At 56.3% G+C, this 25,181-nt stretch carries 24 protein-coding genes and 1 pseudogene; 11 read left to right on the forward strand and 14 right to left on the reverse strand.

All coding sequences use genetic code 11. The features are described 5' to 3' along the window. Genes M5R41_04040 through M5R41_04085 form a run of 10 tightly spaced genes read right to left on the reverse strand, consistent with a single transcriptional unit; the run spans position 1 to position 8,230 of the window. The gene (locus tag M5R41_04040; GenBank protein ID MCZ7555557.1) at positions 1-1,494 is read right to left on the reverse strand and encodes a hypothetical protein; all 1,494 of its coding nucleotides are present in this window, start codon (positions 1,492-1,494) and stop codon (positions 1-3) included. Positions 1,495-1,514: 20 nt separating this feature from the next. Further along, a complete protein-coding gene (acpS, locus tag M5R41_04045; protein ID MCZ7555558.1) occupies positions 1,515-1,892 on the reverse strand; it encodes a holo-ACP synthase in 378 nt (125 codons plus the stop codon). Continuing rightward, positions 1,889-2,578 (reverse strand): HAD-IA family hydrolase, encoded by a 690-nt coding sequence (locus tag M5R41_04050; GenBank protein MCZ7555559.1) that lies wholly within the window; start codon positions 2,576-2,578, stop codon positions 1,889-1,891. The genes acpS and M5R41_04050 overlap by 4 nt, the downstream gene beginning before the upstream one ends. Further along, entirely contained in the window at positions 2,575-3,363 is a 789-nt protein-coding gene (locus M5R41_04055) for an MBL fold metallo-hydrolase (GenBank protein MCZ7555560.1), read from the reverse strand. Before M5R41_04055 ends, M5R41_04050 begins: the two co-directional genes overlap by 4 nt. Continuing rightward, complete coding sequence (locus tag M5R41_04060) at positions 3,360-3,635, reverse strand: hypothetical protein (GenBank protein ID MCZ7555561.1); 276 nt, start codon at positions 3,633-3,635, stop codon at positions 3,360-3,362. Before M5R41_04060 ends, M5R41_04055 begins: the two co-directional genes overlap by 4 nt. Positions 3,636-3,638: 3 nt before the next feature. Continuing rightward, a complete protein-coding gene (locus M5R41_04065; GenBank protein MCZ7555562.1) occupies positions 3,639-4,223 on the reverse strand; it encodes a hypothetical protein in 585 nt (194 codons plus the stop codon). Between the two features lie 12 nt (positions 4,224-4,235). Next, on the reverse strand, positions 4,236-5,582 hold the full coding sequence (gene hslU, locus M5R41_04070; GenBank protein ID MCZ7555563.1) for an ATP-dependent protease ATPase subunit HslU: 1,347 nt from the start codon (positions 5,580-5,582) through the stop codon (positions 4,236-4,238). Positions 5,583-5,584: 2 nt separating this feature from the next. Then, positions 5,585-6,142, reverse strand: coding sequence for an ATP-dependent protease subunit HslV (gene hslV / locus M5R41_04075; GenBank protein MCZ7555564.1), 558 nt, complete (start codon positions 6,140-6,142; stop codon positions 5,585-5,587). 7 nt (positions 6,143-6,149) lie between these two features. Beyond that, the gene (rpoN, locus tag M5R41_04080; protein MCZ7555565.1) at positions 6,150-7,661 is read right to left on the reverse strand and encodes an RNA polymerase factor sigma-54; all 1,512 of its coding nucleotides are present in this window, start codon (positions 7,659-7,661) and stop codon (positions 6,150-6,152) included. A gap of 2 nt (positions 7,662-7,663) precedes the next feature. Continuing rightward, positions 7,664-8,230 (reverse strand): DUF3109 family protein, encoded by a 567-nt coding sequence (locus M5R41_04085; protein MCZ7555566.1) that lies wholly within the window; start codon positions 8,228-8,230, stop codon positions 7,664-7,666. Here M5R41_04085 and M5R41_04090 point away from each other — a divergent pair. The 8 genes from M5R41_04090 to M5R41_04125 all read left to right on the forward strand — a co-directional run bounded on the left by M5R41_04090 (position 8,168) and on the right by M5R41_04125 (position 15,601). Next, entirely contained in the window at positions 8,168-8,473 is a 306-nt protein-coding gene (locus tag M5R41_04090) for a hypothetical protein (GenBank protein MCZ7555567.1), read from the forward strand. The two genes, M5R41_04085 and M5R41_04090, sit on opposite strands and share 63 nt — an antisense overlap. A gap of 44 nt (positions 8,474-8,517) precedes the next feature. Then, positions 8,518-9,171 carry a TetR/AcrR family transcriptional regulator gene (locus M5R41_04095; GenBank protein ID MCZ7555568.1) on the forward strand — a complete coding sequence of 218 codons (654 nt, stop codon included), beginning with the start codon at positions 8,518-8,520 and terminating at the stop codon, positions 9,169-9,171. Continuing rightward, complete coding sequence (locus M5R41_04100) at positions 9,168-10,487, forward strand: TolC family protein (GenBank protein MCZ7555569.1); 1,320 nt, start codon at positions 9,168-9,170, stop codon at positions 10,485-10,487. The genes M5R41_04095 and M5R41_04100 overlap by 4 nt, the downstream gene beginning before the upstream one ends. Before the next feature lie 12 nt (positions 10,488-10,499). Continuing rightward, complete coding sequence (locus tag M5R41_04105; protein ID MCZ7555570.1) at positions 10,500-11,393, forward strand: efflux RND transporter periplasmic adaptor subunit; 894 nt, start codon at positions 10,500-10,502, stop codon at positions 11,391-11,393. Beyond that, complete coding sequence (locus tag M5R41_04110) at positions 11,393-12,325, forward strand: ABC transporter ATP-binding protein (GenBank protein ID MCZ7555571.1); 933 nt, start codon at positions 11,393-11,395, stop codon at positions 12,323-12,325. The genes M5R41_04105 and M5R41_04110 overlap by 1 nt, the downstream gene beginning before the upstream one ends. Before the next feature lie 20 nt (positions 12,326-12,345). Next, a complete protein-coding gene (locus M5R41_04115; GenBank protein ID MCZ7555572.1) occupies positions 12,346-13,155 on the forward strand; it encodes an ABC transporter ATP-binding protein in 810 nt (269 codons plus the stop codon). After that, positions 13,152-14,255 (forward strand): ABC transporter permease, encoded by a 1,104-nt coding sequence (locus M5R41_04120; GenBank protein MCZ7555573.1) that lies wholly within the window; start codon positions 13,152-13,154, stop codon positions 14,253-14,255. Before M5R41_04115 ends, M5R41_04120 begins: the two co-directional genes overlap by 4 nt. A 218-nt stretch (positions 14,256-14,473) precedes the next feature. Next, positions 14,474-15,601 (forward strand): ABC transporter permease, encoded by a 1,128-nt coding sequence (locus M5R41_04125; protein MCZ7555574.1) that lies wholly within the window; start codon positions 14,474-14,476, stop codon positions 15,599-15,601. A 146-nt stretch (positions 15,602-15,747) separates the two neighbouring features. Here M5R41_04125 and M5R41_04130 read toward each other — a convergent pair whose 3' ends face one another. The 4 genes from M5R41_04130 to M5R41_04145 all read right to left on the reverse strand — a co-directional run bounded on the left by M5R41_04130 (position 15,748) and on the right by M5R41_04145 (position 22,259). Next, a complete protein-coding gene (locus M5R41_04130) occupies positions 15,748-16,278 on the reverse strand; it encodes a hypothetical protein (GenBank protein MCZ7555575.1) in 531 nt (176 codons plus the stop codon). Positions 16,279-16,360: 82 nt separating this feature from the next. Further along, positions 16,361-19,111 carry an insulinase family protein gene (locus M5R41_04135; GenBank protein ID MCZ7555576.1) on the reverse strand — a complete coding sequence of 917 codons (2,751 nt, stop codon included), beginning with the start codon at positions 19,109-19,111 and terminating at the stop codon, positions 16,361-16,363. 178 nt (positions 19,112-19,289) lie between these two features. After that, positions 19,290-21,536, reverse strand: a complete 2,247-nt coding sequence (locus M5R41_04140) for a hypothetical protein (protein MCZ7555577.1) — start codon at positions 21,534-21,536, stop codon at positions 19,290-19,292. 57 nt (positions 21,537-21,593) lie between these two features. Continuing rightward, positions 21,594-22,259: a polysaccharide deacetylase family protein gene (locus tag M5R41_04145; GenBank protein MCZ7555578.1), complete on the reverse strand. Its 666-nt coding sequence runs from the start codon at positions 22,257-22,259 to the stop codon at positions 21,594-21,596. Between M5R41_04145 and M5R41_04150 the strand changes: the two genes are divergently transcribed. The 3 genes and pseudogenes from M5R41_04150 (at position 22,248) to aspA (ending at position 24,817) form a co-directional block, all read left to right on the forward strand. Beyond that, entirely contained in the window at positions 22,248-22,523 is a 276-nt protein-coding gene (locus M5R41_04150; protein ID MCZ7555579.1) for a hypothetical protein, read from the forward strand. The genes M5R41_04145 and M5R41_04150 overlap by 12 nt on opposite strands. Positions 22,524-23,002: 479 nt before the next feature. Further along, positions 23,003-23,284, forward strand: a pseudogene (locus tag M5R41_04155) (cyclic nucleotide-binding domain-containing protein). Between the two features lie 66 nt (positions 23,285-23,350). Beyond that, positions 23,351-24,817: an aspartate ammonia-lyase gene (aspA, locus tag M5R41_04160; GenBank protein MCZ7555580.1), complete on the forward strand. Its 1,467-nt coding sequence runs from the start codon at positions 23,351-23,353 to the stop codon at positions 24,815-24,817. Positions 24,818-25,181: the final 364 nt, after the last annotated feature.

The following is a 25,181-nucleotide window of genomic DNA, read 5'->3' on the forward strand; positions in this document are numbered from 1 at the left end:
TCAGGGCACATACTCGTATTGAATCAGATTGAAGCCGGCGTTGTTGCTGCCGAATCCGCCATTGGAGCGGTAATTGAACGTCGCCAGTTCGAGATTATTCAACACGTAAGTGGTCTGAAAATTCGTTGCCGTCGCGTCCAGGAGAACGTCGAAGGAATTGATGCCGAACATGTTCAGCGCCGGAGAGGCTACCGGACCGCTTCCATCCTGCCTGTTCATATCATAATCCAGCAGGCACAGGAAAAACGTATTCATGCCGGTACCCGCTCCTCCAGCTGCAGGGGCATTCGCTACGGTAAGCAACTGGACGTCGCCGATGGATTCTCCGGCGGGGTTGAAGCGTTTGGCCAGCAGATTGTCGCGTCCGTGGTGCAACACGTGATTCTGCGAGTAGACAATGGCATTGGCATGCGTGCCCGTGCGCAGCGCCGCGCTGAAGGCGGTCAGCATGGTCGAGCCGCCCGTGCGCGGAACCAGACGCAGACGCTCCGTCAGAGAATTGTCCCGCCAGGGTTGGCGGTAGATATGCATGTCGTAGTGCGACGGGGATGCCGTGCGAACAAGAAGTTCGATGTGGCTGTCCGGCGAAACGTTGTCCGTCAACTCGAAATAACCGTTGGCATCACTCGTTGCGCTGGGGCCTCCGGTGATGCGCTGATAGGTTCCGTCCGTATTCTTGCGGATTTTGATGGACACAACCGTTGCGCCCGCGATGCCGGTATTGTCGATGAAGTCGATAACACGGCCGCGCAGAACGTATGGTTGTCCCGGTTTCGTGGCGGGGAGTTTGGTGACGACAGGTGCGGCCCCGGTAAAGAAGGCGAATATTTTTCCGAACGCCTCCGCGGAACTCGCGAGTTGTCTGTTGTCATGGTCCGCGAGCTGTTCGTTCTGCGCGCCGGTGAGCGAGCCGTAATTGGCATCGCCAAGCTGCAGCGCGTCCTTGCCGTTGCTGCGCAGCGTCAGATATTTGCACGGGGGCGGAGTGGGATCGCCATTGACGGTGATGCTCAGGTCGAACGCGGGTCCCGCGTACGCGACACGGGCGACTTTTGCCGTGCCTCCCAGCGTGGCGAGATATTTCTGTACCGCTTTCGCGCCGGCACCGTGTGCCACGATGTCCACGCGGGCTTCCCCGCTCGACGCGGTCAGCGCATCCACGCGGGATTTGACGGCTGTCGCCATTTTGTCCACATCAGCTTCCCCGGATTCGTTCATGAACAGTTCGAAGTCTTCCGCATTGATCTGTGCTTCGGTGTAGCCGTTGCGCAGCATCAACTGCGTGAGCTGTGTGAACATGTCGGCGGCTTCCATCGCGCCATGCACGAACACGACGGGCCGCTTGCGGGCGTCGATCGTTGTGGTGTCGCCGGGATCCACTGGATCGGGATCGGGTTTCGTCGGTTCGTCGTCCGAGCATCCGACGAAGACGACTGCTCCGAAGAACAGCGCCATTACGCCGAGGCGCAGAAGTCTGGTGTACATACGCTCCATGGGGCCTCCTGTCTAACCGCTCAACCGCGCTCCACCACCACCATGGCGGTAACGTACGCTGTGCTGTGCGAAAGTGAAAGATGAATGTTGAACTGTCCGAATTGATCCGCTAGCGAATTATGCAGACGGAAGGATGGTTTGCCATTGTCGTCGTTACACACCTCTACATCCTTCCACGAAAACTGCCCGCGCCAGCCGGTGCCTATGGCTTTGGAAAACGCTTCCTTCGCGGCGAAACGCGCGGCGAAGTGCTGCGCGGGGATAAGTTTCCCCCGGCAGTAGGCGATTTCGTCTTCGGTGAACACTTTCTTCTCGAAGCGTCCCCCCCAATCGCCGAGGAGTCCTTCGAAGCGGACGATTTCTTCGATATCCACACCGATGCCGAGAATGTCGCTCACGCCGGATCTCCGTTGATATCGCGCACGATCCCGATCAGCGCGCTGATGTCGGCGAGATCGTAATCCGCCGATGTGACGCCGGTGTTGAACGTGTCGCCATAGCGCGCGAAGGCGGTGCGCATCCCGATATTGCGTGCGCCCAGTATGTCGCGCTCCTCCCAATCGCCGACCATAATGGCGCGCTCCGGAGCGATATTCATGAGAGACAGCACGCGGCGGAACGGACCCGGATCCGGTTTCCGGACACCGGTATCCTCAAAAGTGACAACGGCATCGAAGATATGATGGAGGTTGAGTGAGCACAGCCGCAACCAGGCCTCGAGCTTGGGCGCATCGGAAACCACGCCGAGTCGCAATCCCATGCGCGCGAGCGTAAACAACGTCATGTGCACATGGGCGTAGGGAACGAGATTCGCTTCACGCGCTTTGCGGTAGCCGACGATGCCGGCGGCGAGGATTTTATAATCCACCTCGCCTGTCAGCTCTTCAAGCACCTGGTTGAACACGCGCTGATATTCGATGCCCTGTTCCTTGTACACCTGCGCGATGAGGGAATCGATGTCTTCGAAGGAGCGCTGCAGCCCGGCATCGATCATCGCGCGAATGCCCGCCTGTACGGCGTTGCGCTTCATGAGCATGAAGTCGACCAGCGTGTTGTCAAGATCGAAAACGACGGCGTGTATCATGGGGAGCTCTCATCACTCGTGATCAGAAGACCATCATACGAAAATTCCATGGTTTCCGGAAGCAGCACACTGTCGCGCTCGTGTTTAATATTGTGCGCGATATGCGTGAAGTAGGTGCGGGAAGCGGCGATGTTTTCCGCGATGCCTATGGCCTGTTGCAGCGAAAGATGGGTCGGGTGCGCGCGATGGCGCAGCGCATCGAGCACCAGAACATCGAGGCCGCTGAGTCGCTCAAGCGTGGAGGCGGGTATTTCGCTCACATCGGTGAGGTAGGCCACCCGGCCGATGCGATAGCCCAACACCGACATGCGTCCGTGCAGCGCAGGCAACGGGACGACGCGAACACCGGCGATGAAAAAATCCTGCGCACCATCCACCGTATGTTTTTCCACCACCGGAAGTCCCCCGCCCACCTGCTTCGCGTGTCCGAAGGCATAGCGAAAGGTGACGGAAAGTTCATCCAGCGTCTCCTGCATACCATACAGAGGCATGGGCATGGATTGGATGAAGTTGTATTGCCGAAGGTCGTCGAAGCCGCCGATATGATCGAAATGGTGGTGCGTGTAGAGCACGGCGTGAATTGCGGGAACACGATGCCGCAGCATCTGCTGACGAAAATCCGAGGACGTATCGACGAGAAGGTTTATTCCGTCCACGCTGAACAACACAGACGGACGCAGGCGCCTGTCGCGATCGTCGGCGGATGTACAGGTTTCACAGTCGCAGCCGATTGCCGGTACGCCCTGCGAGGTTCCCGTTCCGAGCATTCTCAGAGACACGCTCATGCGTTTTCGAGTTTCCCCTTTTCGATGTCGATAACTTCCCGTACGGCGGGTTTGACAAAAATCGCATCCACACCGAGATCGCCCAGTGCGCGCGCGATGACGGAGATTTTTCTCTCAAGCTGAAAGCGCTTGTTCACGACGAGGAGGCGTTCCTCGCGAAGTATACAGGCGCCGCCGTTGAAATCTCCGCGTTCATAGCGGATTTTATAGCCAAGTTGCTCGACCGTTTCGCGCAATTCTTCGAGCAGCATTTCTCGTTCCATCCCGGCCATGGCTTACTGCTTCTCCTCACGTGTGGATGTGTCGCGTCGCATGGGCTGAATGAACAGCACCGCGAGCGCGGTGAAATAACTGAGCACCGCCATCACGGGCAAACCGTGGAGCGCACCGATGCGATGCGAGAGCGTTTTCCGCAGTTCGGTGCGAAACACCTCGTAGGCGGCACTGCCGCTGCTGAGGTAGGCAGACCGGGCCTCGAGCCAGTCGAAAATGAAATGCAGATCCAACCAGGCGGTGAAGATTTCGGCGGGCACGAACATGAAAAACAGAATGGACGCCATCAGCAGCCAGCCATTATCCTTGAATGTCAGTGTCGTACGCTTCAGCAAAACGATGGCGCTGACAAGCACGGTCAGATAGGCGCAGACAATAATGGTCGTGGACGCTGCGACAAGCTGGAAAAGCATCCGTTCCTGATGCACGTTAATCCCGGGATCGAAGACCAGCGTGGTTGGAAGAAAAAATTCATTGGCGATGATCGCGCGGTACACCGTTCCTCCAAGCCAGAGAATTGTTCCGAGCGCGAGAAGAAAAAGGAAAAAGCGCGTCACGCCGTCAGTGGTTTTAGCGGTTGATTGCATAGGTAGTGTGACTCAGAGAATGAACTGGCTGAGATCGCGGTCCGTCGCTATACCCGAGAGTTTCTCGTGGACCATGGCTCCGTCGACGGTCAGATGCGGTTCGGTCATGCCTTCGGGTACATCGAAGAGAATGCCCTCGAGCAGCGTGGTCAGTATGGTGTGCAGGCGGCGTGCGCCGATGTTTTCGACATTGCGGTTCACTTCCGCGGCGATACGCGCTATCTCGCGAATGGCATCGTCGGTAAAATCCATGCCGAGCCCCTCGGTTTCCAGCAATGCGGTATACTGCTTGAGGAGCGCGTTGCGCGGACGGGTGAGGATGAGGACAAAATCCTCCTCTGTCAGACTGTCGAGTTCCACGCGAATCGGGAAACGTCCCTGCAATTCCGGTATGAGGTCGCTGGGTTTGGAGACATGGAAAGCACCGGATGCAATGAAGAGGATGTGATCCGTGCGGACCACACCGTACTTGGTATTCACGGCACTGCCTTCCACGATGGGCAGCAGATCGCGCTGCACGCCCTCTCGGGACACATCCGGTCCGGAACCGCTGCTTTTCGGTCCGGCGATTTTATCAATTTCATCAAGAAAAATGATGCCGGCATTCTGCACGCGTTGCAGAGCAATTTTCGACACCGCGTCGTTGTCGATAAGTTTTTGGGCTTCTTCCTGCTCGAGCAGCGGGCGCGCTTCCGCGATTTTCACTTTGCGGGTTTTCTTCCGCTTGGGCATCATGGAGTTGACGAGGTTCTGCAAATCCACACCCATGTCTTCAAGGCCCATGGGACCGAAAACCTGCATGCTCGAACCCGTCGCGGTGATTTCTACTTCAATTTCCCGCTCGTCAAATTTTCCGGCGCGCAGTTGGCCGCGGAGGCGTTCCCGCGTTTCGGTCTGCATATCCTCTTCCTGACCGGGCGAGCGCGGAAAAATAATCTCCATGATACGGTCTTCCGCCAACTGGGCGGCACGCTCACGGACTTCGGCCGCTTTCTCTTCGCGAACCTGATTGATCGCGATTTCGACGAGGTCGCGGACCATGGATTCCACGTCGCGGCCGACGTAGCCGACTTCGGTGAATTTCGACGCCTCGATTTTCAGGAAGGGTGCGCCCGCGAGTCGTGAAAGGCGGCGCGCGATTTCGGTTTTTCCAACACCGGTGGGACCGATGAGGATGATATTGTTTGGCATGATTTCATCGCGCAGCGGCGGCTGTACTTGCTGACGCCGCCAGCGATTGCGCAGCGCGATGGCCACGGAACGCTTGGCGTTATTTTGCCCGATGATGTATTTGTCCAGTTCCTCGACGATACGCCTGGGCGTCAGCGAGTCCTGGAGAGAAAGAAACGAGTCTTCCATGATCAGGAGAGTTCCTCGATAATGATGTTGTCGTTGGTATACACGCAGATTTCGGCTGCGATGTGTAGAGATTTTTCCACTATGTCACGCGCCTGTAGTTCGGTGCTTCGGGCGAGGGCGCGTGCGGCGGCGAGAGCGAAGCTCCCTCCCGATCCAATCGCGACGATGCCGTCGTCGGGCTCGATCACATCGCCGGTACCGGACACGATGAGCGCCTTGTCACGGTTGAGCACGGCGAGCATGGCCTCGAGCTGACGCAGATATTTGTCCGTGCGCCACTCGCGCGCGAGTTCCACCGCGGCGCGCTCGAGATTGCCGCGATATTCCTGAAGCTTGGCTTCGAATTTTTCCGAAAGGGTAAATGCATCCGCCGCGCTGCCGGCAAAACCGGCGAGGACCGTTCCGTTATACATCGAGCGGATTTTCCGCGAATGATGTTTCATGACCGTTTGTCCCACCGTCACCTGTCCATCCGCGCCGAGCACCGCCGAGCCGCCCCGGACGACACCGAGTACCGTCGTGGACCGAATGAGGCGTGGAGCGGGTGCAGAATCGTTCATTGCCATTTCAGTTGAGTCCTTTTCTGAGTCGTGATACGGGAATATCCATGGCTTCGCGATACTTGGCAACCGTACGGCGGGCGATGACATATCCCCGTTCCTGTAATACGTCGGTTATTGCCTGATCGCTGAGAGGTTTGCGGGGGTGTTCGTTGTCAATCATTTCACGTATCATGGCCATGATTTCCTTGTTGGCTATTTCCTCACCGCTTTCGGTGACAATGCCTTCGCTGAAGAAATGGCGCAATTCAAAGACCCCCCATTCGGTTTGCGCGTACTTTCCGTTGACGACGCGCGAAATGGTGGAGATATCCATGCCGATATCGTCTGCGATATCCTTGTACACGAGAGGCCGCAGAAAGCCCTTTCCCTGCTCGAACCATTCCTTCTGATGCTCGATGATGCTCCACATGACCAGATACATCGTTTGCCGACGCTGGTGGATGGACTGGATGAACCATTTGGCGGCGTCCATTTTCTGGCGCAGAAATGTTCGCGCTTCCGAGGAAAGGTTTTTCCTGCCATGTGTCATGAGCTGGCGGTATGCCCGGCTGATGCGCAGCGGAGGCACCCCACGATCGTTGAGCTGCACGACGAATTCCCCGTCTTCGCGCGTCACGAAGAAGTCCGGAATGATGTAATTGATATTATCCACGGCATCGCCTTCGCCCGGCTTCGGATTCAAGCCGCGAATGATATCGAAAGCCCTGCGGAGCATATCTTCGCTGATGTGCAACTGATGCATGATGCGGTCGAAGTGCTTTTTACTGAACAGGTCGAAGGCTTCGCGAAGGATGCGAATGGCGATGATGCGCGCGGTGCTCGTGTTGGGGAGCATTTCGAGCTGGGTCAAGAGGCATTCCCGCAGGTTTCGGGAAGCGATGCCCGGCGGTTCCAGCCGTTGCACGCGTTTGAGAACCGACTCGGCATGTTCCATCGAGATTTCGGTCTCATGCTGACCGTTCGTTTCCTCGACGATTTCACCGAGCGAACGGCGCAGGTAACCGTCATCGTCGATGTTCCAGATAATGGCTTCCACGAGCAGCACTTCATCTTCGCTCAGATCGAGCATACGCACCTGATCGAGAAGGCGCTCGCGCATGGATACGACGGCAGGAGTCGGAATTTCGTAATCGTCTTCGCTGTCGTAGTAGTTTACCGTCGCGGCCCCTTCGTTGTCGTCCAGAAATTCGTCCCAGGAGTATTCCTCGTCCCTGTTCTCCTGAATACTGCGCTCGATGACATCTTCCGGCGACGGGGGTGAATCCACCGTGAGGGCATCCGCGTTCAAAAGATCTGCTTCGCCATTGTCGCCGCTTTCCTGATCCACGACGGCTTCAAGCTCGAAATCCATTTCTTCTTCCTGCTCCATGCCCTCTTCGAGGAGTGGGTTGAGTTCCAACTCATCCTTGATGGTTTGCTCGAGCTGAAGAACGGGAAGTTGAAGAATTTTAAGGTATTGAACCTGTGCAGGCGTAAGTTTTTGTTGAAGGGTCTGCCTTTGCGTGAGATTGAGCATGGTCAGTCGGTACCTCCCCTGACCGCGTCACTGCGTGCCTTGATCGCATCGAAGGTACTTTGTCCGAAAGCGCGAACGAGCGGCTCACGCAGAAAATCCACGAGAGGAATATCCAGATGCTCTCCCAATTCAACGGCGGGATCGCATTCGGTAAAACGCTCATACCGAAGCTGATCGCGCTGTTTTCCTCGGACACGTATGGGAAACAGGTGGCAGGAAATCGGTTTTGGCCAGGAAATCTCCCCCGCTTCAGCGGCCCGCTGGATAGAGCAGCGGGCGATCCCGTCCTCGTACACGACGAAAACGCATGCCCTTTCATCGTAGCAGCGTATGGTCATTTCCCCGTCGTCTTCGACAAAAAGCCCCTCACTCTCGACCAGTCGTCTATGCGGCTGCGGAACACGCGAATGCAGAAGCGCCCAGGCCTCCTCCAGAATCGGCATTTCCGCCTCAAGCACTGGCGGACCGCTTCCTCCTGGAAAAGTGCAACAGGCGGCCTTGCAGGCATGCAGGTCGCAGACAAAACGGGTGGTCAATATCTTTCGGTCAATGTGCAAATGACTTGGCACGATTTTTATTGCAACTTTTCAAAAATATTGAAAACTTCACGCCCAAACAAAAAAAATCGATGGACTCCCTCCGCACGCGATATACGCAAAGGCTTGCCCCCGCGTCGGCGATGCTACACTGCTGCTTCACCGAAAGCGACGGCCGATGTAGCGTCCCTTGATGCTCGCCAGTGCATCAAGGGGATGCAGCGGCAGAAAGGAAATATTCGCATCGGTATAGCGACACTTGACATTGCAGCATGAATACTGTATGTTAATCAGAGAATTTAATTTTTTGGTTAATACTTATGGTTAACAATCAGAGCCTACCCGAATACAGCGAGACAGAAGAAAAAATCTTTCTCGCGGCTCTGGTGGAATTCGCCACGCATGGGCGAAAGGGTGCCCGCATGCAGGAAATTGCGGCACAGGCGGGCTACAACAAGGCCCTGGTGCATTATTACTTCCGCAGCAAGGAACGGTTGTATGAAGAAGTCTTTGCTTTTGTTATTCGCCGTTTCATCAAAGGTCTGTTCGATGATTTGGAGTCGGCGCCTGATTTTCCAGCCATGCTTCGCATGCTGATTGAGCGGTATATCTCGTTGCTGGATCGCACCCCCTGGCTTCCGAAATTCATGCTCCGCGAATTATGGGAAGGTGCAGCGGTGCTTCAAGACAGACTCCGGACACTGTTCCCGGAGGGGAGCAACAGCCCGCCCGCATTTTTCATTGCCAGGATGGACGAAGCAGTGGCAAAAGGTGTCCTGCGGCCGCTCGATCCCGTGCAGACGCTGTTTACCATCCTCGGCTCCTGTATTTTCTTTTTCGCCGCCTTCCCGGTTTTCTCCGCATTCCTGCCGGGAGTGGATAAGGAGCGACCGCGCCTCGTGCAGGAACGTGCCGATCACATCTACGATATCATTATGAATGGGCTACTTCCACGGGAGGGTATGTCGGCATGAGACATCGTTATTCCGGAATACCCGCCATTCTGCTGATGGTCTTTCTTTTCGTCGGTGAGCCGCTCCAAGCACAGACGGTCCTGTCGCTGCGGCAGGCAGTGGACCTTGCCTTGTCGCGTGCAGAAGAAATCGAACTTGCCAGACTTCGCGTTGAGCAGGCCGGGCATACTCTGGATCGGCTCAAGGCGCAGCGCCTGCCGTCTGTGTCCCTTTCCGCGAGCTATTCATGGATAAGCGAGACGGCAGGAATTGACCTGCAGGTGCCAGGTCTGTTCTCCCGTCGCCTCAGCTTTGGTGACGGAAACGTGTACGATGCGGGGATTACCGCAGCCGTTCCGCTGTTTACGGGGTTTCGTCTGTCGAAGCAGCAGGATGCCTTGCAGGGGCAGGTCCTTGCCGCGACTGAGCTGCATCGTGCACGACGCATCGACGTAGCCCGTACTGTTGCGTCCGTATACCGCAGGGCGCAACTCGCGCGCATGTCCGTACGGATTCATGAGCAACAACGCGAGGCATTGATCGCCCAAAAGCACATGCTCGCGGCGCTTCTCGCGCAGGGTCAGGCGCTGGCCTACGATACCCTGGTGATATCCTCACGCATCATGGCACTCGAGGTGGCCCGAACGGCAAGTGAGAATGAACACCGCAACGCGCTCCTAACGCTCGCAGTGCTCGTCTCACCATCAGAGTCCCTGGAGGTTGACGAAAACACCGTCGTGGATGACGCGTTCATCCACGCAGGGCATGCCGCCCTGTTGCGGGAAGCACTGGACCAGCGACCGGACATTCGTCAACTGGCAGCGCAGTCCGCGTCGGCGCGCAGTCTCGCTGATGCCGAACGCGCGTCGCTGTATCCCAGCGTCAACGCTGCGGCGTCGTTTCATTACGGTAAACCAGGTGTTGATCAGATACGCAACGAATGGATGCGCTATTACACCGCCGGATTGTCGTTGCAATGGAATCTTTGGTCATGGGGAGCCGATAAACACGCGATTGAAGCCCGTGAAATCGATGCGCGCAGTATGGACCTCTCAGAACGTCGCCTGCGTACCGAAGTGGAGGCCGGCATCACCCTTTTGCGCAACGAACTGGATGTGCTGCGCGCGAACATCGCCCTGCTCGAAATGCAGATGGTTCGAGAAGAGGAACGATTCCGCCTGGCCGGCGCGCGTCTCCGGGAAGGAATGGCGAACGCGGTGGATGTGGTGGACGCAGAAACGGCGCTGACCAACGCTTCGCTCGAGCGGAGTAAGGCCGTCATTCAATACGCAGTGAAAGTGCATGAACTTTCCGCCGCGATCGGGCGGGAACAATAAGGAGTTTCAGAGATGTCAGGAATCCGCATAGCCACCATTCTCACAGCGCTTCTCTTCATTTCGTCCTGCGGAGATGACCACGATCAGAAAATGACCTTTACCGGACTCGTGGACGCAAACACCGTTCGTGTCAGTGCGGAAAACGCCGGTCGTGTGCTCGCCATACATGCCGATGAGGGCGCGATTGTAGCAAAAGGCGACACCATCGCCGTCGTCGACACCGAGCGTCTCGATCATCAGGCGACACAGCAGGACGCTCTGCTGAGCGAGTTGGAACTGCAACGGAAAGCAGCGGTGGAACGACGCGCTGCCGCGGCAATTCAAAGAGAAAATCTGCATCGGAAGCTTGTACGTTTCCGCGCTCTTCTTGCCGAACACGCGGTGACACAGCAAAGCGTGGACGACCTCGCCGCGCAGCTCGATGCCACTGATGCGGAGCTTCGTTCCGCCGACCGCTCACTGGCCGCAATGGAGAGCAAACGGGCGCAGATTCTTGCCGGGAAGGGCGTGATCGAAACACAGCGCAGTGATGCGCATATACTCGCTCCCCTTTCCGGGACAGTGCTCGTTCGCTATGTCGAGGCAGGTGAGGTACTGGGGCCGGGCTCCCCCGTCTGTGAAATCGCCGACCTCGGCGCAATGTGGACACGGGTGTATCTCAGCGCAAAACAGCTTGCACAGGTACGACTCGGCCAGGAGGTACAGGTATACATGGATGGTAGCGACACCGCTCTGACCGGACGCGTGAGTTGGATTGCGGACAAAGCCGAGTTTACCCCCAAATCCATTCTGACGGAAGAAACACGCGCCTCCCTCGTGTACGCAGCGAAAATCAGCGTCGCCAATCCCGGGGGAGCGTTGAAAATCGGAATGCCTATCACCGTCGTTGTACACGGCAGGGACTGATGGAAACGATCATCGAAGCGAGCGAAGTACGGAAATCCTTCGGCAGCGTCCGCGCTGTGGACAGGTTAAGCTTTTCCGTGTCCGCGGGTGAAATTTACGGCATCATCGGGCCGGACGGCGCGGGCAAGACCACCCTGCTCCGCATGATCGTCACACTCCTTCGCCCGGACGGCGGTCACCTGACCGTACGCGGCTACGACGTTTCGCAGCACATGCGGCAGATTCGCGCACTTGTCGGTTACATGCCGCAGCGTTTTTCGCTGTATCCCGATCTGTCGGTGAAGCAGAATCTGCATTTCTTCGCGGAGTTGTTCAATGTGCCGAAGGAACAAATCGCCTCGCGAAAACGCCGCTTGTACGAATTCAGCCGGCTCGAAGAATTTTCCAACCGTCTCGCGGGCCGTCTGTCCGGAGGCATGAAACAGAAACTGGCTCTTTCCTGCACACTCATTCACGATCCGGTGCTGCTCGTACTGGACGAACCCACCACCGGGGTCGATCCCGTGTCGCGAACGGAGTTTTGGAACATCCTCCAGGAATTGCGTGCGCAAGGCGTGAGCATCGTCGTATCCACGCCGTACATGGACGAGGCCTTGCTGTGTGATCATGTGATAATCATGCACAACGGCTGTCGTCTGGGCGATGGTGCTCCCGCAGAGTTGCTTGCGCGTCACCCCTTTCCGGTTTTCTCCCTTCCCGTGGGCGGGCACGGGATCACGGTCTCGTCTCTCGAAACCGTGGCGGACGTCGTTTCCGTACAGATCTTCGGAGAAACATTGCATGTAACAGCGGCGCCCAACACGACTTCGGCGGTATTACGAAGTCGTGTGGCGGAATTGACAGGCCAGGATATTCCCGTGCATCGCATCGATCCAACCCTCGAAGATGTATTCATTTCCCTGGTATTGGAAAAACAGAACGCCATCGCTTGAAGCGTACCGGAATCCGCAGCATGAATAAACACCGAGTCTCCACGATAAAGAGTACGAATATCCCGGATGACGTGTCCGTACACGCGCACGCCCTGACACGGCGCTTCGGAACATTCACCGCGGTGGACGAGATTTCACTGGATGTCCACAAAGGAGAGATCTTCGGTTTTCTCGGTGCCAACGGTGCGGGCAAGACCACTGCGATACGCATGTTCTGCGGTCTGCTGGCTCCCACCGGAGGCGAAGCGCGCGTGGGCGGCTACGACGTGGCGACGCAGCCCGCGAAGATACGACAGAACATCGGCTACATGAGTCAGAAGTTCTCACTGTACGAAGACCTGACCGTCGCACAGAACATCGAATTCTACGGCGGTATGTACGGGCTGTCTCGCAAGCACATATTTGACGCCACCGAACGCCTGCTCAACGAATTGGACATGCACAGTCAGCGCAATACCCTGACGCGGGCACTTCCCCTCGGATGGAAACAGCGTCTGGCCCTCAGCGCCGCGCTCCTCCACAATCCGGACATCCTGTTTCTCGATGAACCGACCGGCGGTGTGGATCCCATTTCCCGCAGGAATTTCTGGCGCATCATTTACGACATCGCCGCGGCGGGTACGACGGTGTTCGTTACCACGCATTACATGGACGAGGCGGAATACTGCGGACGAGTTTCCATCATGCATCAGGGCCGCATTATCGCAATGGGTACCCCCTCCGCATTGAAACGCACGCACGGTCTGGGCAGCATGCAGGAGATCTTTGTCCACCTGATCGACGGCAACAATAGTACGCGGCCGCGACGCTCGGGGGGAGGAAGGCCATGAGGCGCAGACTGTACGCGATTCTCCGTAAGGAGTTCATTCACATAGTCCGCGACTGGCGCTCGCTGCTGATCGTCATTCTCATGCCGCTCGCGATGATCATCCTGTACGGTTATGCGATCACACTGGACATGCGCAATATTCGCTTCGCGGTCATCGATGAGGCGCGCAGCCCGGAAAGCCGCGAGATCATTCGGGCGTTCAGCGAAAACGGATTTTTCGTGCGGACACCTGGGGACTTGACGCATGGGGATATAGAGCGAAGCTTTCTGCATCGCACGGTCGCTCTCGTCATCATCATTCCGCAAGATTTTTCAACGGACCTGCTTCGCGACGGACGCGCACGCGTTCAGCTCATTATCGATGCGACAGACAGCAACGCAGGGACCTTCATCAGTGCCTACGCGGAACAGGTGCTGACACTGGCCTCTTCGCGTCTGAATGGACAGCCGCGTATGCTGTTCGACATAACACCGCGCATTTTCTACAATCCCGATATGAAGAGCGCGTATTTTTTCGTCCCTGGTTTGGTGGCGCTCATCCTCATGCTCATTTCCGCGTTACTGACTTCCATTGCCATCACGCGCGAAAAAGAGACCGGTACGATGGAACAAATACTGGTATCGCCTGTGCGTCCGGTGGAAATCATCGTGGGCAAAGTTGCGCCGTATATTGTGCTCGGACTACTGAACGCTGTGGTGATCATTGTCAGTGCGAGGCTGCTGTTCGACGTACCGATACGCGGAGATCTGCTGCTGTTGGCATTCCTCTCGTTGATCTATGTGTTTGTGGCCCTCAGTTTCGGACTGCTCTTCTCCACCGTGGCCAGGACACAGCAGGTGGCGATGTTCATGACTCTGATGGCCACGATACTTCCGACCATGATGCTGAGCGGTTTCATTTTTCCGGTGGCCAGCATGCCTGAGGTTCTGCGCTGGATATCGCGCATCATCCCCGCGACTTACTACCTCGACATTATCCGGGGCATCATGCTCAAAGGCATCGGGTTGCGTGAACTCGCGACGCAAGCCGCAGTTCTCACCGTATTCGGCCTTGTGTTGCTCGCTGTCGCCACCAAGCGCTTCAGCGTCAGATTGGACTAATGATTGACGACGTACGATGTACGATTGACGATTTATTTGCTTCAGGCGGAACGATCTCCGATTAATTCGTGCAAAACAGTACTGTAAAATCGTGCGTTATTCATCAGATACAATTTTTGAGGGTACCCATATGGCAACGCGGGCTCAACGGTAGAGAGCGTTAATTCGTCGTTCGTGATTCGTAATTGAAAACCGTCAATCGTAGTCGTACATCGTCAATGGTTAAACGCATTTTTTATCTGGTACAGAAAGAGTTTCGGCAAGTCTTCCGGGACAAGTCGATGATCGCAATTCTCTTTGTCGTACCGTTCATACAGTTGGTGCTGCTCGGCAACGCCATCACGACGGAGGTGAAGCATATTCCCCTGCTCATCAGTGACCAGGACAACACCCCGTTGAGCCGCGGACTGGCGGCGGCATTCGGGAACATGGTGTATTTTGATGTGCTGGGAAACGAAACGGATTACAGCGAATTAACGCGTTCGCTGGACGAAGGGCACACCAAGGCGGCGCTGATCATCCCGAAACACTTCCAACGGGATGTGGTCCTCTCGCGCAGACCGGCTGTTCAGGTGCTGCTCGACGGACTGGACGGCAATACGGCAGGTGTTGCGCTCAGATACATTTCGCAGATCACCGGGCAGTATCAGGGACGTCTCGTTTCTGATCAGCCGGCACTGGTAGCGATGTTGCGCGACAACCGCTCCATTACCGCCGAAACGCGATTCTGGTTTAATCCGGAAATGGAGAGCAAAGTCTACGTTGTACCTGGTATCGTGGGTCTGTTGCTTCTCATCATCACGGTGTTTCTCACCAGCATGAGCATCGTGCGCGAAAAGGAGATCGGCACACTGGAGCAGCTCATGGTGACGCCTCTGCGTTCTTCGGAGCTTATACTGGGAAAAATCATTCCCTTCTCCATTCTCGGCATGATAGAAATCAGTATTGCCATGGTGCTGGTGTATGTGCTGTTTGGTATCGGCGTGGAAGGCAGCGTACTCTTGCTCTTCGCCGAATCCGGACTGTTCATTCTCACCACGCTGGGGGTGGGCATTCTCATCTCCACGATATCGGAAACGCAGCAGCAGGCGCTGTTTGTGGGGTGGTTTTTCATGATATTCGCCATCATGCTCTCAGGTTTTTTCGTACCCATCGCCAACATGCCCGACGTATTGCAATGGGTGACCTATCTCAATCCGCTGCGCTATTTCCTGACGGTGGTGCGGGAAATCTACCTGAAGGGCAGTTCGATTGAGTACCTGCTCCCCGAAACCCTGGCGATGATGCTGTTCGGTGTCATCGTATTCAGCACCGCGGTATGGCGGTACCAGCGGCGGCTGGCATAAAAAACCGACAGCTCTCAAAGGTTGTGGAAGTTGGCCTTGGAGAGCTGATCGGAGGATGTTATGCCCTGAAGTATACGAAGAGGGTGCCGTTTGGTTGCGTACGGGCGTAGGTCAAAAATCCGGTACCATGGAAGAAGCCTCCAGCGCTACTCACAGAGCGCACCGATGTAGTTCCATTTTCTCCGGATTATCTCGAAATCCAGAAAACGCGGAAGCTTCCCTCCCCGATCCAAATATTCGGCGAAGATCTCCGCAAAGTCTTCTGCAGGACTTTCTGCGGCGAAACTGCTGACATGGATTTCCTTGTCATATCGCTGTGCACCTCCGTTGAAATAGTGTCCACCGAATACCGCCGCGAACGCATCCGTCCCGATGATTTCGCGATGTGTTTCCGCGTACACATGCCCATACGCGTGACGCAACACGTGACGCAAAGAGAGTATGTCCCGCTGAAAGTGATCTCGCAGCACAGACATCGCGGCTTCGGGAATCGTGATGTTTCCGTCTCCGGTCCGGCACCGCCACGGATGATCCGGATCAAAAGGAAGCAGCGAGACATCCGCATTGCGCATGGGTTTGTCGAACAAGCCTGCACGACCCAGCTCGCGGCGCACAACATGGAGATGCTTCTCCAATTCCGGAGCATCGATGTGACCAATAATCTGAGGATACGGCATCCGGCCCTCCTGTTCAGGTTCCGTTCGTAAGAGCTACCATCCACGCCGACAAGCTGCGATTCCGACTCCGGGGGCAGGCATTTCAACGGACCTGGCGTAGCACACGCCCCTCGTCATCTACGACATACGCAGAGCCCCAGGCCAGTTCCTTGACCGCAGCTTCCGTGACAGCCAGATCGCCGACCACGACAGTGATGGCATGGTTGAAACGCAGGTGACGCTGTGCCGCCTCCGTTACACGCGGTACAGTCTGTGCAGAAGTTTCGGACAAATACGTATCAAGTTCGCTCAACGGCAGATCGAAGCTCAACAGAGACGCGAGTTGCCCCAGGACCATCTCGTTGCTTTCGAAGTTCTGTGTATATCCGCGCATAAGATTGTTTTTCATATTGCGCAACTCGTCTTCCGTCACCGGAATCGTGCCCGACATGCCCTCGATCTCCTTTCTGAATTCAAAAAGCGCTTCCCTGGTGTACGCCGACTGAACCCCCGCGGTCGCCAGCCAGCTTCCATATCCCTTCCCGGCGCCGACCCGACTGAATGCTCCATAGGTATAGCCCTTGTCCTCGCGGAGATTCAGATTCAGACGCGAGGAAAACGCCCCCCCGAGCAGCGCGTTCGTCAGTTGCAGAAGGTGGTAATCAGGACTGAAGCGATCGGGAGCAACACTCCCGATGCGAATCTCTGATTGCGGGGCCGAAGGACGATCGCACAGATATATGGTGTGCGCAGGGGGAGCCACGAGCGTTGGGAGCGTCTGCGTCGGCAGATCCGCGGCTTTCCACTCTCCCAGATATTTCTTCGCAAGACTCACGGCTTGCTCGAGCGTGATATCACCGACAAAGACAAGCACCGCGTTGTTCGGCCGCCAGAAGGTGCCCCAGGTCCGCCGCAAGTCATCGGTGGTCAACGCGGAAAGTGATGTTTCGCTCCCGTTGGCCGGTATTCCCAGAGGGTGCTCTTTGCCAAAAAGCAGGGTCGCGAGCAGTCGCGAAGCGAGAGTGGACGGATCGTTTTTGCCCCTGCGCACGTCATCGATACTCTGTCTGCGCACCCGATCGAACTCCTGTTCCGGAAAGGCCGGATTGAGAATGACATCGGAAAAAATCTCCATGGCCTCATCGCGGTACTGGGCGAGTGTACGGAGGGAAACCGCAGCGGACATTTTGCTGCCGTTGACGCTGAGCGAAGCACCGATGCGATCGAGATCCTCCTTGATACGAATGGCGTTGCGTTTGGCTGTGCCCTCGTCCAGCATATCAGCGGTAAGAGCGCTGCACCCCGCTTTGTCAGCAGTCTCGAGTTGATCCTGGGTTTTGAGCAGAAGGCGCGCCGAAAACAGCGGTAGCTGTCCCCTGCGCGATACAACGACTTCAAGTCCATTATCAAGACTCGTGCGCTCCACCACCGGTGACTGGAACACGACGGGGCCTTCCGTGGAAGGCGGAATGCTCCTGTCGAATTCTTCCGCATCGGGACGACTGCTGGTCTCAGGCGTTATGATCACCTCGAGCCGATGGGCATCTGCGATCCATGTACGGAAATCACGTTTCACCGCATCAGCGCTCACCTGCTGATATCTGTCGTAGTCCTGCTGGAAATAGTCCGGTGTACCGAGATAGGTGTTGTATCCATTGAGACGATCCGCTATACCCCCGAAGCCGCCAATGCGTTCGAGTCCGGAGATGAACTGCATCGCTGCGCCCGCCTTGAAGCGCAACAGGTCCTCCGATGTGGATCCTTGCTTCGCGAAGGCCTGAATCTGTTCGTCGATCTCTGTTGTGATGCGCCCAAGGTCCGCTCCCTCACTTGCGGTAACGATAATGTGGAACTGTCCGGCAATTTCGCGACTCGTATTCCGGACACGCACGTTGTTGGCAAGCTTGAGTTCGCTGACCAGACGCCGGAACAGCAAGGAATTCTTCCCCTGTCCAAGAATTTCCGCTGCCGCGTCAAGTGGCGCTTCCTCAGGAGAATACTGCTGAGGGACAGCATAGACGAACTCGACTCTCGCGGCAGGCACGCGGTCGGTGGCGTGTACCCGTTTGGTAGAAGGAAGCACCGGAATGTTGACGCCTGGGCGGGACAGCGGTTTCCCGGCCGGGATGGGACCGAAATATTTCCGGATGAGTCTCTTCGCCACGTCGGGATCAAAGTCACCGCATAACGTCAACGAGCAGTTGTTCGGTACGTACCACGTGTTGAAAAATTCCCGCACATCGTCCAGGGTGGCATTGGTGAGATCGGTGATGGAGCCGATAACGGTATGCGCGTAGGGATGACCGAACGGGTACAGATGTTCGGCAACCAGATATTGTACTGCGGAATACGGTGCGTTATCACCCTGTCGTTTTTCATTCTTCACCACATCCTGCTGATTGGCGAAGGACTCCTGGGTGAGTACATCGTCAAGAAAGCCCATGCGATCGGACTCCATCCACAGCGCATATTCGAGCGAACTTGTCGGAACGGTCTGAAAATAATTGGTACGATCTTCGTTGGTGGTACCGTTGACGCCGCCGGTGCGGAGATTCGCTCCTGCCCGTTCAATAAGCGCAAGGTACTCTCCCTGCACATGCTTCGAACCCTGAAACATCATATGTTCGAACAAATGTGCGAATCCGCTTTTTCCCTGCTCTTCATTCTTGGAGCCGACATGGTACCAGAGATTGACATTGACGGCGGGAATACTGCGGTTGACACACAGTATCACCTGCAATCCATTGGCGAGGGTGTATTTTTCAAACTCGATTTTCGGAAGAGATTGCGCCACTACCTGCTGCCGCAGAGTCACGATCATGACAAGGACGCAAAGCAGACGAATACTTTTCATTGTGTCTCTCCATGCGGATACTGATTGAATTGCTGGAAAATACGCATTGCGGCATCTCTTTGCGAATACCGATTCCCTCATGACGGACGGATCATCGGAGACAGACATGTGTCTGTCGTGCTGCGACCTGGTGCCAGCAGCGCTACGGCCCGACCACCACCACCACGAACACCCGGCTTCAACGACGCCGGAGTTTCACGATCACCGCGGAAGCGGGCGGAAGATCCACGACAAGCCTTCGTGCAGCCGCATCCCATGCGTGAAAGCGCCCGCGCGGGAACAGTTCGGTCGCCTGAACGACATTGCGGTCAGACAATTCGATGTCGATGCGCCGGCCTCCATGCGCGTCCACGCGCTTATTGAGTATGAACAGCACGGTTGCAGCGCTGTCGGCGGGATCGGAGAAGGCGGTAACCTCGACGAAGCGTCTTCCGGGTACATCGGCATCACGTCCGCCGAAGGGTTTCGTCTCAACACTGCGTACGACGTCTATCATCCTGCCGCGTAATCCCGCCTCGACGCTGACACCTGACTGCCACAGCAACCCCACAAGTGCGTCCCCCGCCGGCTGAAGTTCGTTGAGAACACTGACGCGCGTCGAGTCCCACTTACTCTCGTCGTTGGTGTCCATCCGCCGCGGTTGGTTGGAATGCGGATCGAGAAAACCGATGCAGCCCATGTTGCCATACTGCGGATCGGAACGTTTCCGAACGACAGGAGTGGTAGCCAGTCCCGGCCAGCTCGAAAAACTGTAGAACACCAGTCCACTCGCTCCATACGCCAGCGCGAGATTGCAGTTGAAGCGCAACTCCGCCGCCGACGGCTCCCGCAGCCATATGGTGTCGGCTATGGGCAGTACCGGCCAGCCACCGCGGAACTGCCAGGAATGATTTTGAATGGCCGGCATCCAATCGATACCGCCCACCGCGCGACGCTGCTCTGCATAGAGTCGGTACCAGACCGGGAGCTGCACAAGATTTGTCCACGTGTTGCGCCCTCCATGCTCCCACGGGACGGGTGTGTAGCAGGAATCGTAGTACCAGGAATCACGCGGTGTTGCATGAAACGCTTCCTGAAAAGGATAGGAATAGAAACCCGAGGTCTTTCCGAGCATGATGGCAGCAGACCCGCGTATGCGTTGCGTATCGAGCGAAGCTTCACCACTCGTGTACGTAAAAAGGCGAACAGGGGCGCGTTTGGACCCTGCCGCTTCCCGAAGCATAGCGGTCATTTTACGGCCGATGGGCCAGGCAGCGTCCTCAGGCAATGATTCCGCGAACTCGAGCCAGGCCAGTGCCGGCCAGGCCGCACTGGAATCAGCGCCGAGAAGGCGCAAGCGTTTACGGACCACCTCGTCGAATCCATGATGTTCAGCATGCGTATCGACGGGATTGCAGAACGCGTAGCTACGTGCATCGCTGAGACATACCGCATCCAACGACACCGGCACGACGCCATGGTACTCCACGACGAGATCCGCGTCCGCAGCCAACGCTGTCCGCGCGTTGCGTTCGCTCCCCGATTCCGGCGTGCGTCGCACCGACACCCGACCATCGGTTTTCGTGTACACATGCACTCCTCCGAGGGCGACTTCCACTGCTTCTGCGGGATTCCGGAGATATGCCTCTGCTAATTCTGTCGTCCCGAGTGCAAAGCGTACCGTGTCGCTCCCCACGCGGAGATGTATGGTGAGTACCACCCTCTCCTCATGGATTGCAGGCATACGCATCGGTGCAAGGCGGATAGAGAGAACATAGTGGCCTGAAGCGGGTCCGCTGCTTCCTTGCGCGCGGACACCGCCGCAGCCACGATTCAGCAGACGCGCACCCACGTCACGGGAAGGGAGAAGCAACAAGACATTCTCCCGGCCCTCGTGGCGGAGAGGACGGTCGCAACCGTACGCATGTCGTTCCGCCGCAACGCTGTGCAACGCGACGCCGGCGCGACGTTCGGGAAAATCATGTAACGATTCGGGATGCAGTACACGTCGTTCTCCTTCACCCAGATCCCGGATCCCGGCATCGGTCAACATCAGGCGCAAACCTCGCGCATGAGCGGCCTTGCACAGACGGAGCGCGACATTGCGCTCGTCATCGCGCACCGCATCAGGAAATACTGTGAACTGCGCAAAGGTCATTCCGAGTTCGCGCAGTTGATCCCAACGCCGGGATGGTATCGCATCGGCGCGACCGCTATTGCTTTCGCTCGTATCGCGGATCCAGCTTCCCCATGTGCTGTTCGGTACGGGGAAACGCATATCACCGAGAACGCCGTAGGCGCCGATCTCGATTTTCTGGCCCGCCATATTGGGTGGACAAAGGACAGACACAAGCGCGATGCCTGACAGGAGAATCCCGAAACGCAGGATCGGGTTCGTAAAGCTGCGCGGGAGAGCGTGGAGAGAAGTGACGGGAAATATGATCATGATGCCCGTGTGCTTTGAAGGAATATCGGCATTTTTTCGGCACGAAGGCGCATGGCATCAAAATCTGACTGCGCAGGATTCTTCGTCGCTCTGTCTGCCGCTTTCGGGGACACTCCGTCCGAGGATTTTTCGTAACAATTTTCGCATCACCTCGCGCAGTAAAATACCACAGGCACCGTATTCCGTCTCCATCCTCAGTCGTTGCACGTGTCTGGCATTCCATTCCGGCCGCCATCCCGCTGTTCCGAAGCTGTAATCCAGGGTACACCGCTCTATAAGTTCGTCGATACGACGTTGTGTGATGCCCGCATCTCCGAAGGGATAGGAGAAGAGTCGAGCGTGCAACGGCACAATACGCGCAATTCGGTCGAGACTCTCATTCACCATATCAACAACAACATGTGTGTCGCTCCCCGACACAGGCGCGTGATCCATTCCATGCGAACCGATGAGCACACCCCGTCTCGACAGTGCGTGCAATGCTTCAGATCCAAGATATGGACGCAGATGTTGAGCGCAAACCCGGATATCGATACCAAGAATCTTCGCTGCCACATCCAGCACATCGCGGTCAGCATAGGTAACATTCAGCAACTGTCGGCCGACACCATCGCCGGCTATCCCCCGTTCGGTAAGCATATTCGACACACGCGCCAGTACTGTCGGTACGGTTACCTGCGCATAGGCAGCCTCGACGAGGATACTGGCCTTATGTCTGTACATGAGATCAGTGTTGTCAAAAAACGCAGGACAAACGAAGAGCAGGACAGTCCATCCGGCATCGAGAGCGCGCGATATGGCGAAGAAAGCGCCCGCCCGCAGGCCATCGTCAAACGCGATGACCTTCCTTCCCTCCAGGTGGAATCCATGCCCGCGGATATCGGACTTACTGGACCTGTTCGACCTGTCGCATATGCGGTTGAGCAGATGGAGATCCCGTCGGTAATCAACCGGACTCCGAATAGTCTGTACCCATCGCAAATATGACGGAGCCGACCGGACAATAGCGTGATAGTACGGGATGAGACTAGCAGTATTGCCTTTCTGACCTTTGTTCCGTATTTGTTGATCTTTGTTCCGTTCTGCGATGCCAGGTGAGGTCTCGGTCAAACGGACCTGGATTGAAGCTGCGCTGTGTTTCTGACGTATCATGCAGCAATATGCCACTGCGACATACCTCCCCGCCTCCCATAGATATGGGATTTTTCATTGCATCAGGAAATAGTATTTTTGTGAGTGCAATCCGAGGAACACGAGCATATATGTGATTTATTTCACGTTTTAATCCAACAGATGAACGGTTTTGACATGTTTTTTGTGTATATTTAGGAATCAGGGCCGATTACAAGCTCATCATACGTGAATTTCATTGACTTTTTACCGATAGCAGGCATACCATGAATACCGAAGTAATGCGAAATTTCATCGCGGGCATCGAACTATTCGCCGATCTCACAACAGACGAGATGAACATTGTTCTCTCCGGTTTTGAAGTGCGTCATTACGAGTTGAATGAGATGCTGTTTTCCGAGAACAGACCGCGGGAATTTCTCTTCATCCTGTATGACGGCATGGTGGAAATGTTCAAGACGACAGCGTTCGGGAAGGAGAAGCGCATCACCATTTTCAATAAGTTCGATTTTATTGGAGAAGGACTGCTGCTCGAGGACTCCCCGCACTCCATGTCCGGCCGCGCATTGCTATCGACAACCGCCTTTGTCATAAGCAAAGCCACGCTCGAAGACGTCTTTTCCACGCATCCGCACATTGCCGTCAAGATCACCTCGCGCGTCGCGCGCGTGATATCTCGTCGCATGCGGCAAACGACGACGCATGTGGTCAACGTCGCCGTGCAATACGAAAGTGGTCGCACACGCAGTGAACATGACCTGCTCGGGGACCGTGAGGTACCGGCGGAACGGTACTACGGCATACAAACACTCCGCGCTATCGAGAATTTCAATATTAGCGGTGTACCGCTCAGCTTCTTCCCTTCTCTCATCGAAGCCTTGGCCATGGTGAAAATGGCTTCCGCCAAGGCCAATTACGATCTCGGTTTGCTGGCGCGCCCCATCATGGAAGCTATCTGCCAGGCCTGCACGGAGATCATCAATGGTCGCCTGCATGGGCACTTCGCCGTGGATATGATACAGGGAGGTGCCGGCACCTCGACAAACATGAACGCGAATGAGGTTATTGCCAACCGCGCTCTGGAAATACTGGGATACGAGAAAGGTGAGTACAAGTACTGCCATCCCAACAACCACGTGAACCTCTCACAGTCCACCAACGACGCATATCCCACAGCCGCGAAAATCGCAATGCTTATGAGCAATGCGGTGTTCATCGAGGTTCTGAAGGACCTGATACAGAGTTTCCGCGACAAAGGCAAGGAGTTTGCGAATGTCGTGAAAATGGGACGCACGCAGCTGCAGGACGCGGTACCGATGACGCTCGGGCAAAGTTTTACCGCCTGGGCCGACACGCTCGCTGAGGAAATTGATCGTCTCCAGCAGAACGCCGCGCTGTTTCTGGAAATCAACATGGGCGCCACTGCAATCGGTACGGGCATCAATGCCGATCCGGGGTATGCGGAAAAAGTCGTCGCCCATCTGCAGGACATCACCTGCTATCCCGTCACGAATGCGCACAACCTGGTGGAAGCGACGCAGGATACGGGCCCCTTCCTGATGTACTCTTCCGCGATCAAACGCCTGGCAGTGAAGTTGTCGAAAATCTGCAACGATCTTCGCTTGCTGTCGTCGGGACCACGCGCCGGCCTGAATGAAATCAACCTGCCGCGTATGCAGCCCGGGTCGTCCATCATGCCGGGGAAGGTGAATCCCGTCATCCCGGAAGTGGTGAATCAGATAGCATTCAAAGTTATCGGCAACGATCTGACCATCACCCTCGCATGCGAGGCCGGGCAGCTTGAGCTGAACGTGTTCGAGCCCATCATCGTGCAATGCCTGTTCGAGTCCATGGAAATGCTCAAGAACGGCATGAACACGCTGAATTACCGCTGCATCAAGGGTATCACAGCCAATGTCGCCCGGTGTCGCGAACTCGTAGAGCGCAGCATCGGGCTGGTAACAGCTCTCAATCCCGTCCTCGGCTACGAAATCTGTACCGCACTCGCCAAGGAGGCGCTGGAAAGCGACCGTGGCGTGTACGAGCTCGTTCTCGAGAAACAACTCATGTCCCGCGAAGAACTCGACCGCTTGCTCGCTCCCGAGAATATGCTGCAACCGATGAAAATGCCACGCTCCGCGGACGAATAGTTCCGATCCCGCGACACGTATTTCAACGCCGACTCGGATCATCGAGCGGATGGACAGGAGTTTCATCTACGGGATCTCTGCTCGGAAGTGCGCAGGCCAAGGAATCGAGGCGCTTTCACATGAGACAAATGCCTGCTCAGGATGCCAACGCGCCCTGCATGCTTCCTTTGTATCGCGCTCCCTTTCGCCTTGCATGAAACGAATCCTGAGTACCGTTTTTCTCACCGTTTTATGGAAACGCCGGTAACAGCGGCAGTATTGACGGATGAAGAGGAGCTCAGGAGATTGTGCGCGGAATCGGCCGCACGCTACGCGATGATCCGCTTCCCGGTGCATCAGCGCTCCGGTGCCGGGCCGGTACTAT

The organism is Bacteroidia bacterium (genome assembly GCA_027493955.1).
Lineage (GTDB): Bacteria > Bacteroidota > Ignavibacteria > SZUA-365 > SZUA-365 > JAOSJT01.

What these genes read in the sequence shown, in the direction of transcription:
- M5R41_04150 (MCZ7555579.1), top strand. Translation starts at nt 22,248, where the DNA reads ATGTCTGTACATGAGATCAGTGTTGTCAAAAAACGCAGGACAAACGAA.
- M5R41_04050 (MCZ7555559.1), bottom strand. Translation starts at nt 2,578, where the DNA reads ATGATACACGCCGTCGTTTTCGATCTTGACAACACGCTGGTCGACTTC.
- M5R41_04145 (MCZ7555578.1), bottom strand. Translation starts at nt 22,259, where the DNA reads ATGTACAGACATAAGGCCAGTATCCTCGTCGAGGCTGCCTATGCGCAG.
- M5R41_04060 (MCZ7555561.1), bottom strand. Translation starts at nt 3,635, where the DNA reads ATGGCCGGGATGGAACGAGAAATGCTGCTCGAAGAATTGCGCGAAACG.
- M5R41_04110 (MCZ7555571.1), top strand. Translation starts at nt 11,393, where the DNA reads ATGGAAACGATCATCGAAGCGAGCGAAGTACGGAAATCCTTCGGCAGC.
- M5R41_04130 (MCZ7555575.1), bottom strand. Translation starts at nt 16,278, where the DNA reads ATGCCGTATCCTCAGATTATTGGTCACATCGATGCTCCGGAATTGGAG.
- M5R41_04115 (MCZ7555572.1), top strand. Translation starts at nt 12,346, where the DNA reads ATGAATAAACACCGAGTCTCCACGATAAAGAGTACGAATATCCCGGAT.
- hslU (MCZ7555563.1), bottom strand. Translation starts at nt 5,582, where the DNA reads ATGGAAGACTCGTTTCTTTCTCTCCAGGACTCGCTGACGCCCAGGCGT.
- hslV (MCZ7555564.1), bottom strand. Translation starts at nt 6,142, where the DNA reads ATGAACGATTCTGCACCCGCTCCACGCCTCATTCGGTCCACGACGGTA.
- M5R41_04120 (MCZ7555573.1), top strand. Translation starts at nt 13,152, where the DNA reads ATGAGGCGCAGACTGTACGCGATTCTCCGTAAGGAGTTCATTCACATA.
- M5R41_04125 (MCZ7555574.1), top strand. Translation starts at nt 14,474, where the DNA reads ATGGTTAAACGCATTTTTTATCTGGTACAGAAAGAGTTTCGGCAAGTC.
- M5R41_04140 (MCZ7555577.1), bottom strand. Translation starts at nt 21,536, where the DNA reads ATGATCATATTTCCCGTCACTTCTCTCCACGCTCTCCCGCGCAGCTTT.
- M5R41_04135 (MCZ7555576.1), bottom strand. Translation starts at nt 19,111, where the DNA reads ATGAAAAGTATTCGTCTGCTTTGCGTCCTTGTCATGATCGTGACTCTG.
- M5R41_04055 (MCZ7555560.1), bottom strand. Translation starts at nt 3,363, where the DNA reads ATGAGCGTGTCTCTGAGAATGCTCGGAACGGGAACCTCGCAGGGCGTA.
- M5R41_04100 (MCZ7555569.1), top strand. Translation starts at nt 9,168, where the DNA reads ATGAGACATCGTTATTCCGGAATACCCGCCATTCTGCTGATGGTCTTT.
- aspA (MCZ7555580.1), top strand. Translation starts at nt 23,351, where the DNA reads ATGCGGCAAACGACGACGCATGTGGTCAACGTCGCCGTGCAATACGAA.
- M5R41_04095 (MCZ7555568.1), top strand. Translation starts at nt 8,518, where the DNA reads ATGGTTAACAATCAGAGCCTACCCGAATACAGCGAGACAGAAGAAAAA.
- M5R41_04090 (MCZ7555567.1), top strand. Translation starts at nt 8,168, where the DNA reads ATGCAGGTCGCAGACAAAACGGGTGGTCAATATCTTTCGGTCAATGTG.
- M5R41_04065 (MCZ7555562.1), bottom strand. Translation starts at nt 4,223, where the DNA reads ATGCAATCAACCGCTAAAACCACTGACGGCGTGACGCGCTTTTTCCTT.
- rpoN (MCZ7555565.1), bottom strand. Translation starts at nt 7,661, where the DNA reads ATGCTCAATCTCACGCAAAGGCAGACCCTTCAACAAAAACTTACGCCT.
- M5R41_04105 (MCZ7555570.1), top strand. Translation starts at nt 10,500, where the DNA reads ATGTCAGGAATCCGCATAGCCACCATTCTCACAGCGCTTCTCTTCATT.
- M5R41_04040 (MCZ7555557.1), bottom strand. Translation starts at nt 1,494, where the DNA reads ATGGAGCGTATGTACACCAGACTTCTGCGCCTCGGCGTAATGGCGCTG.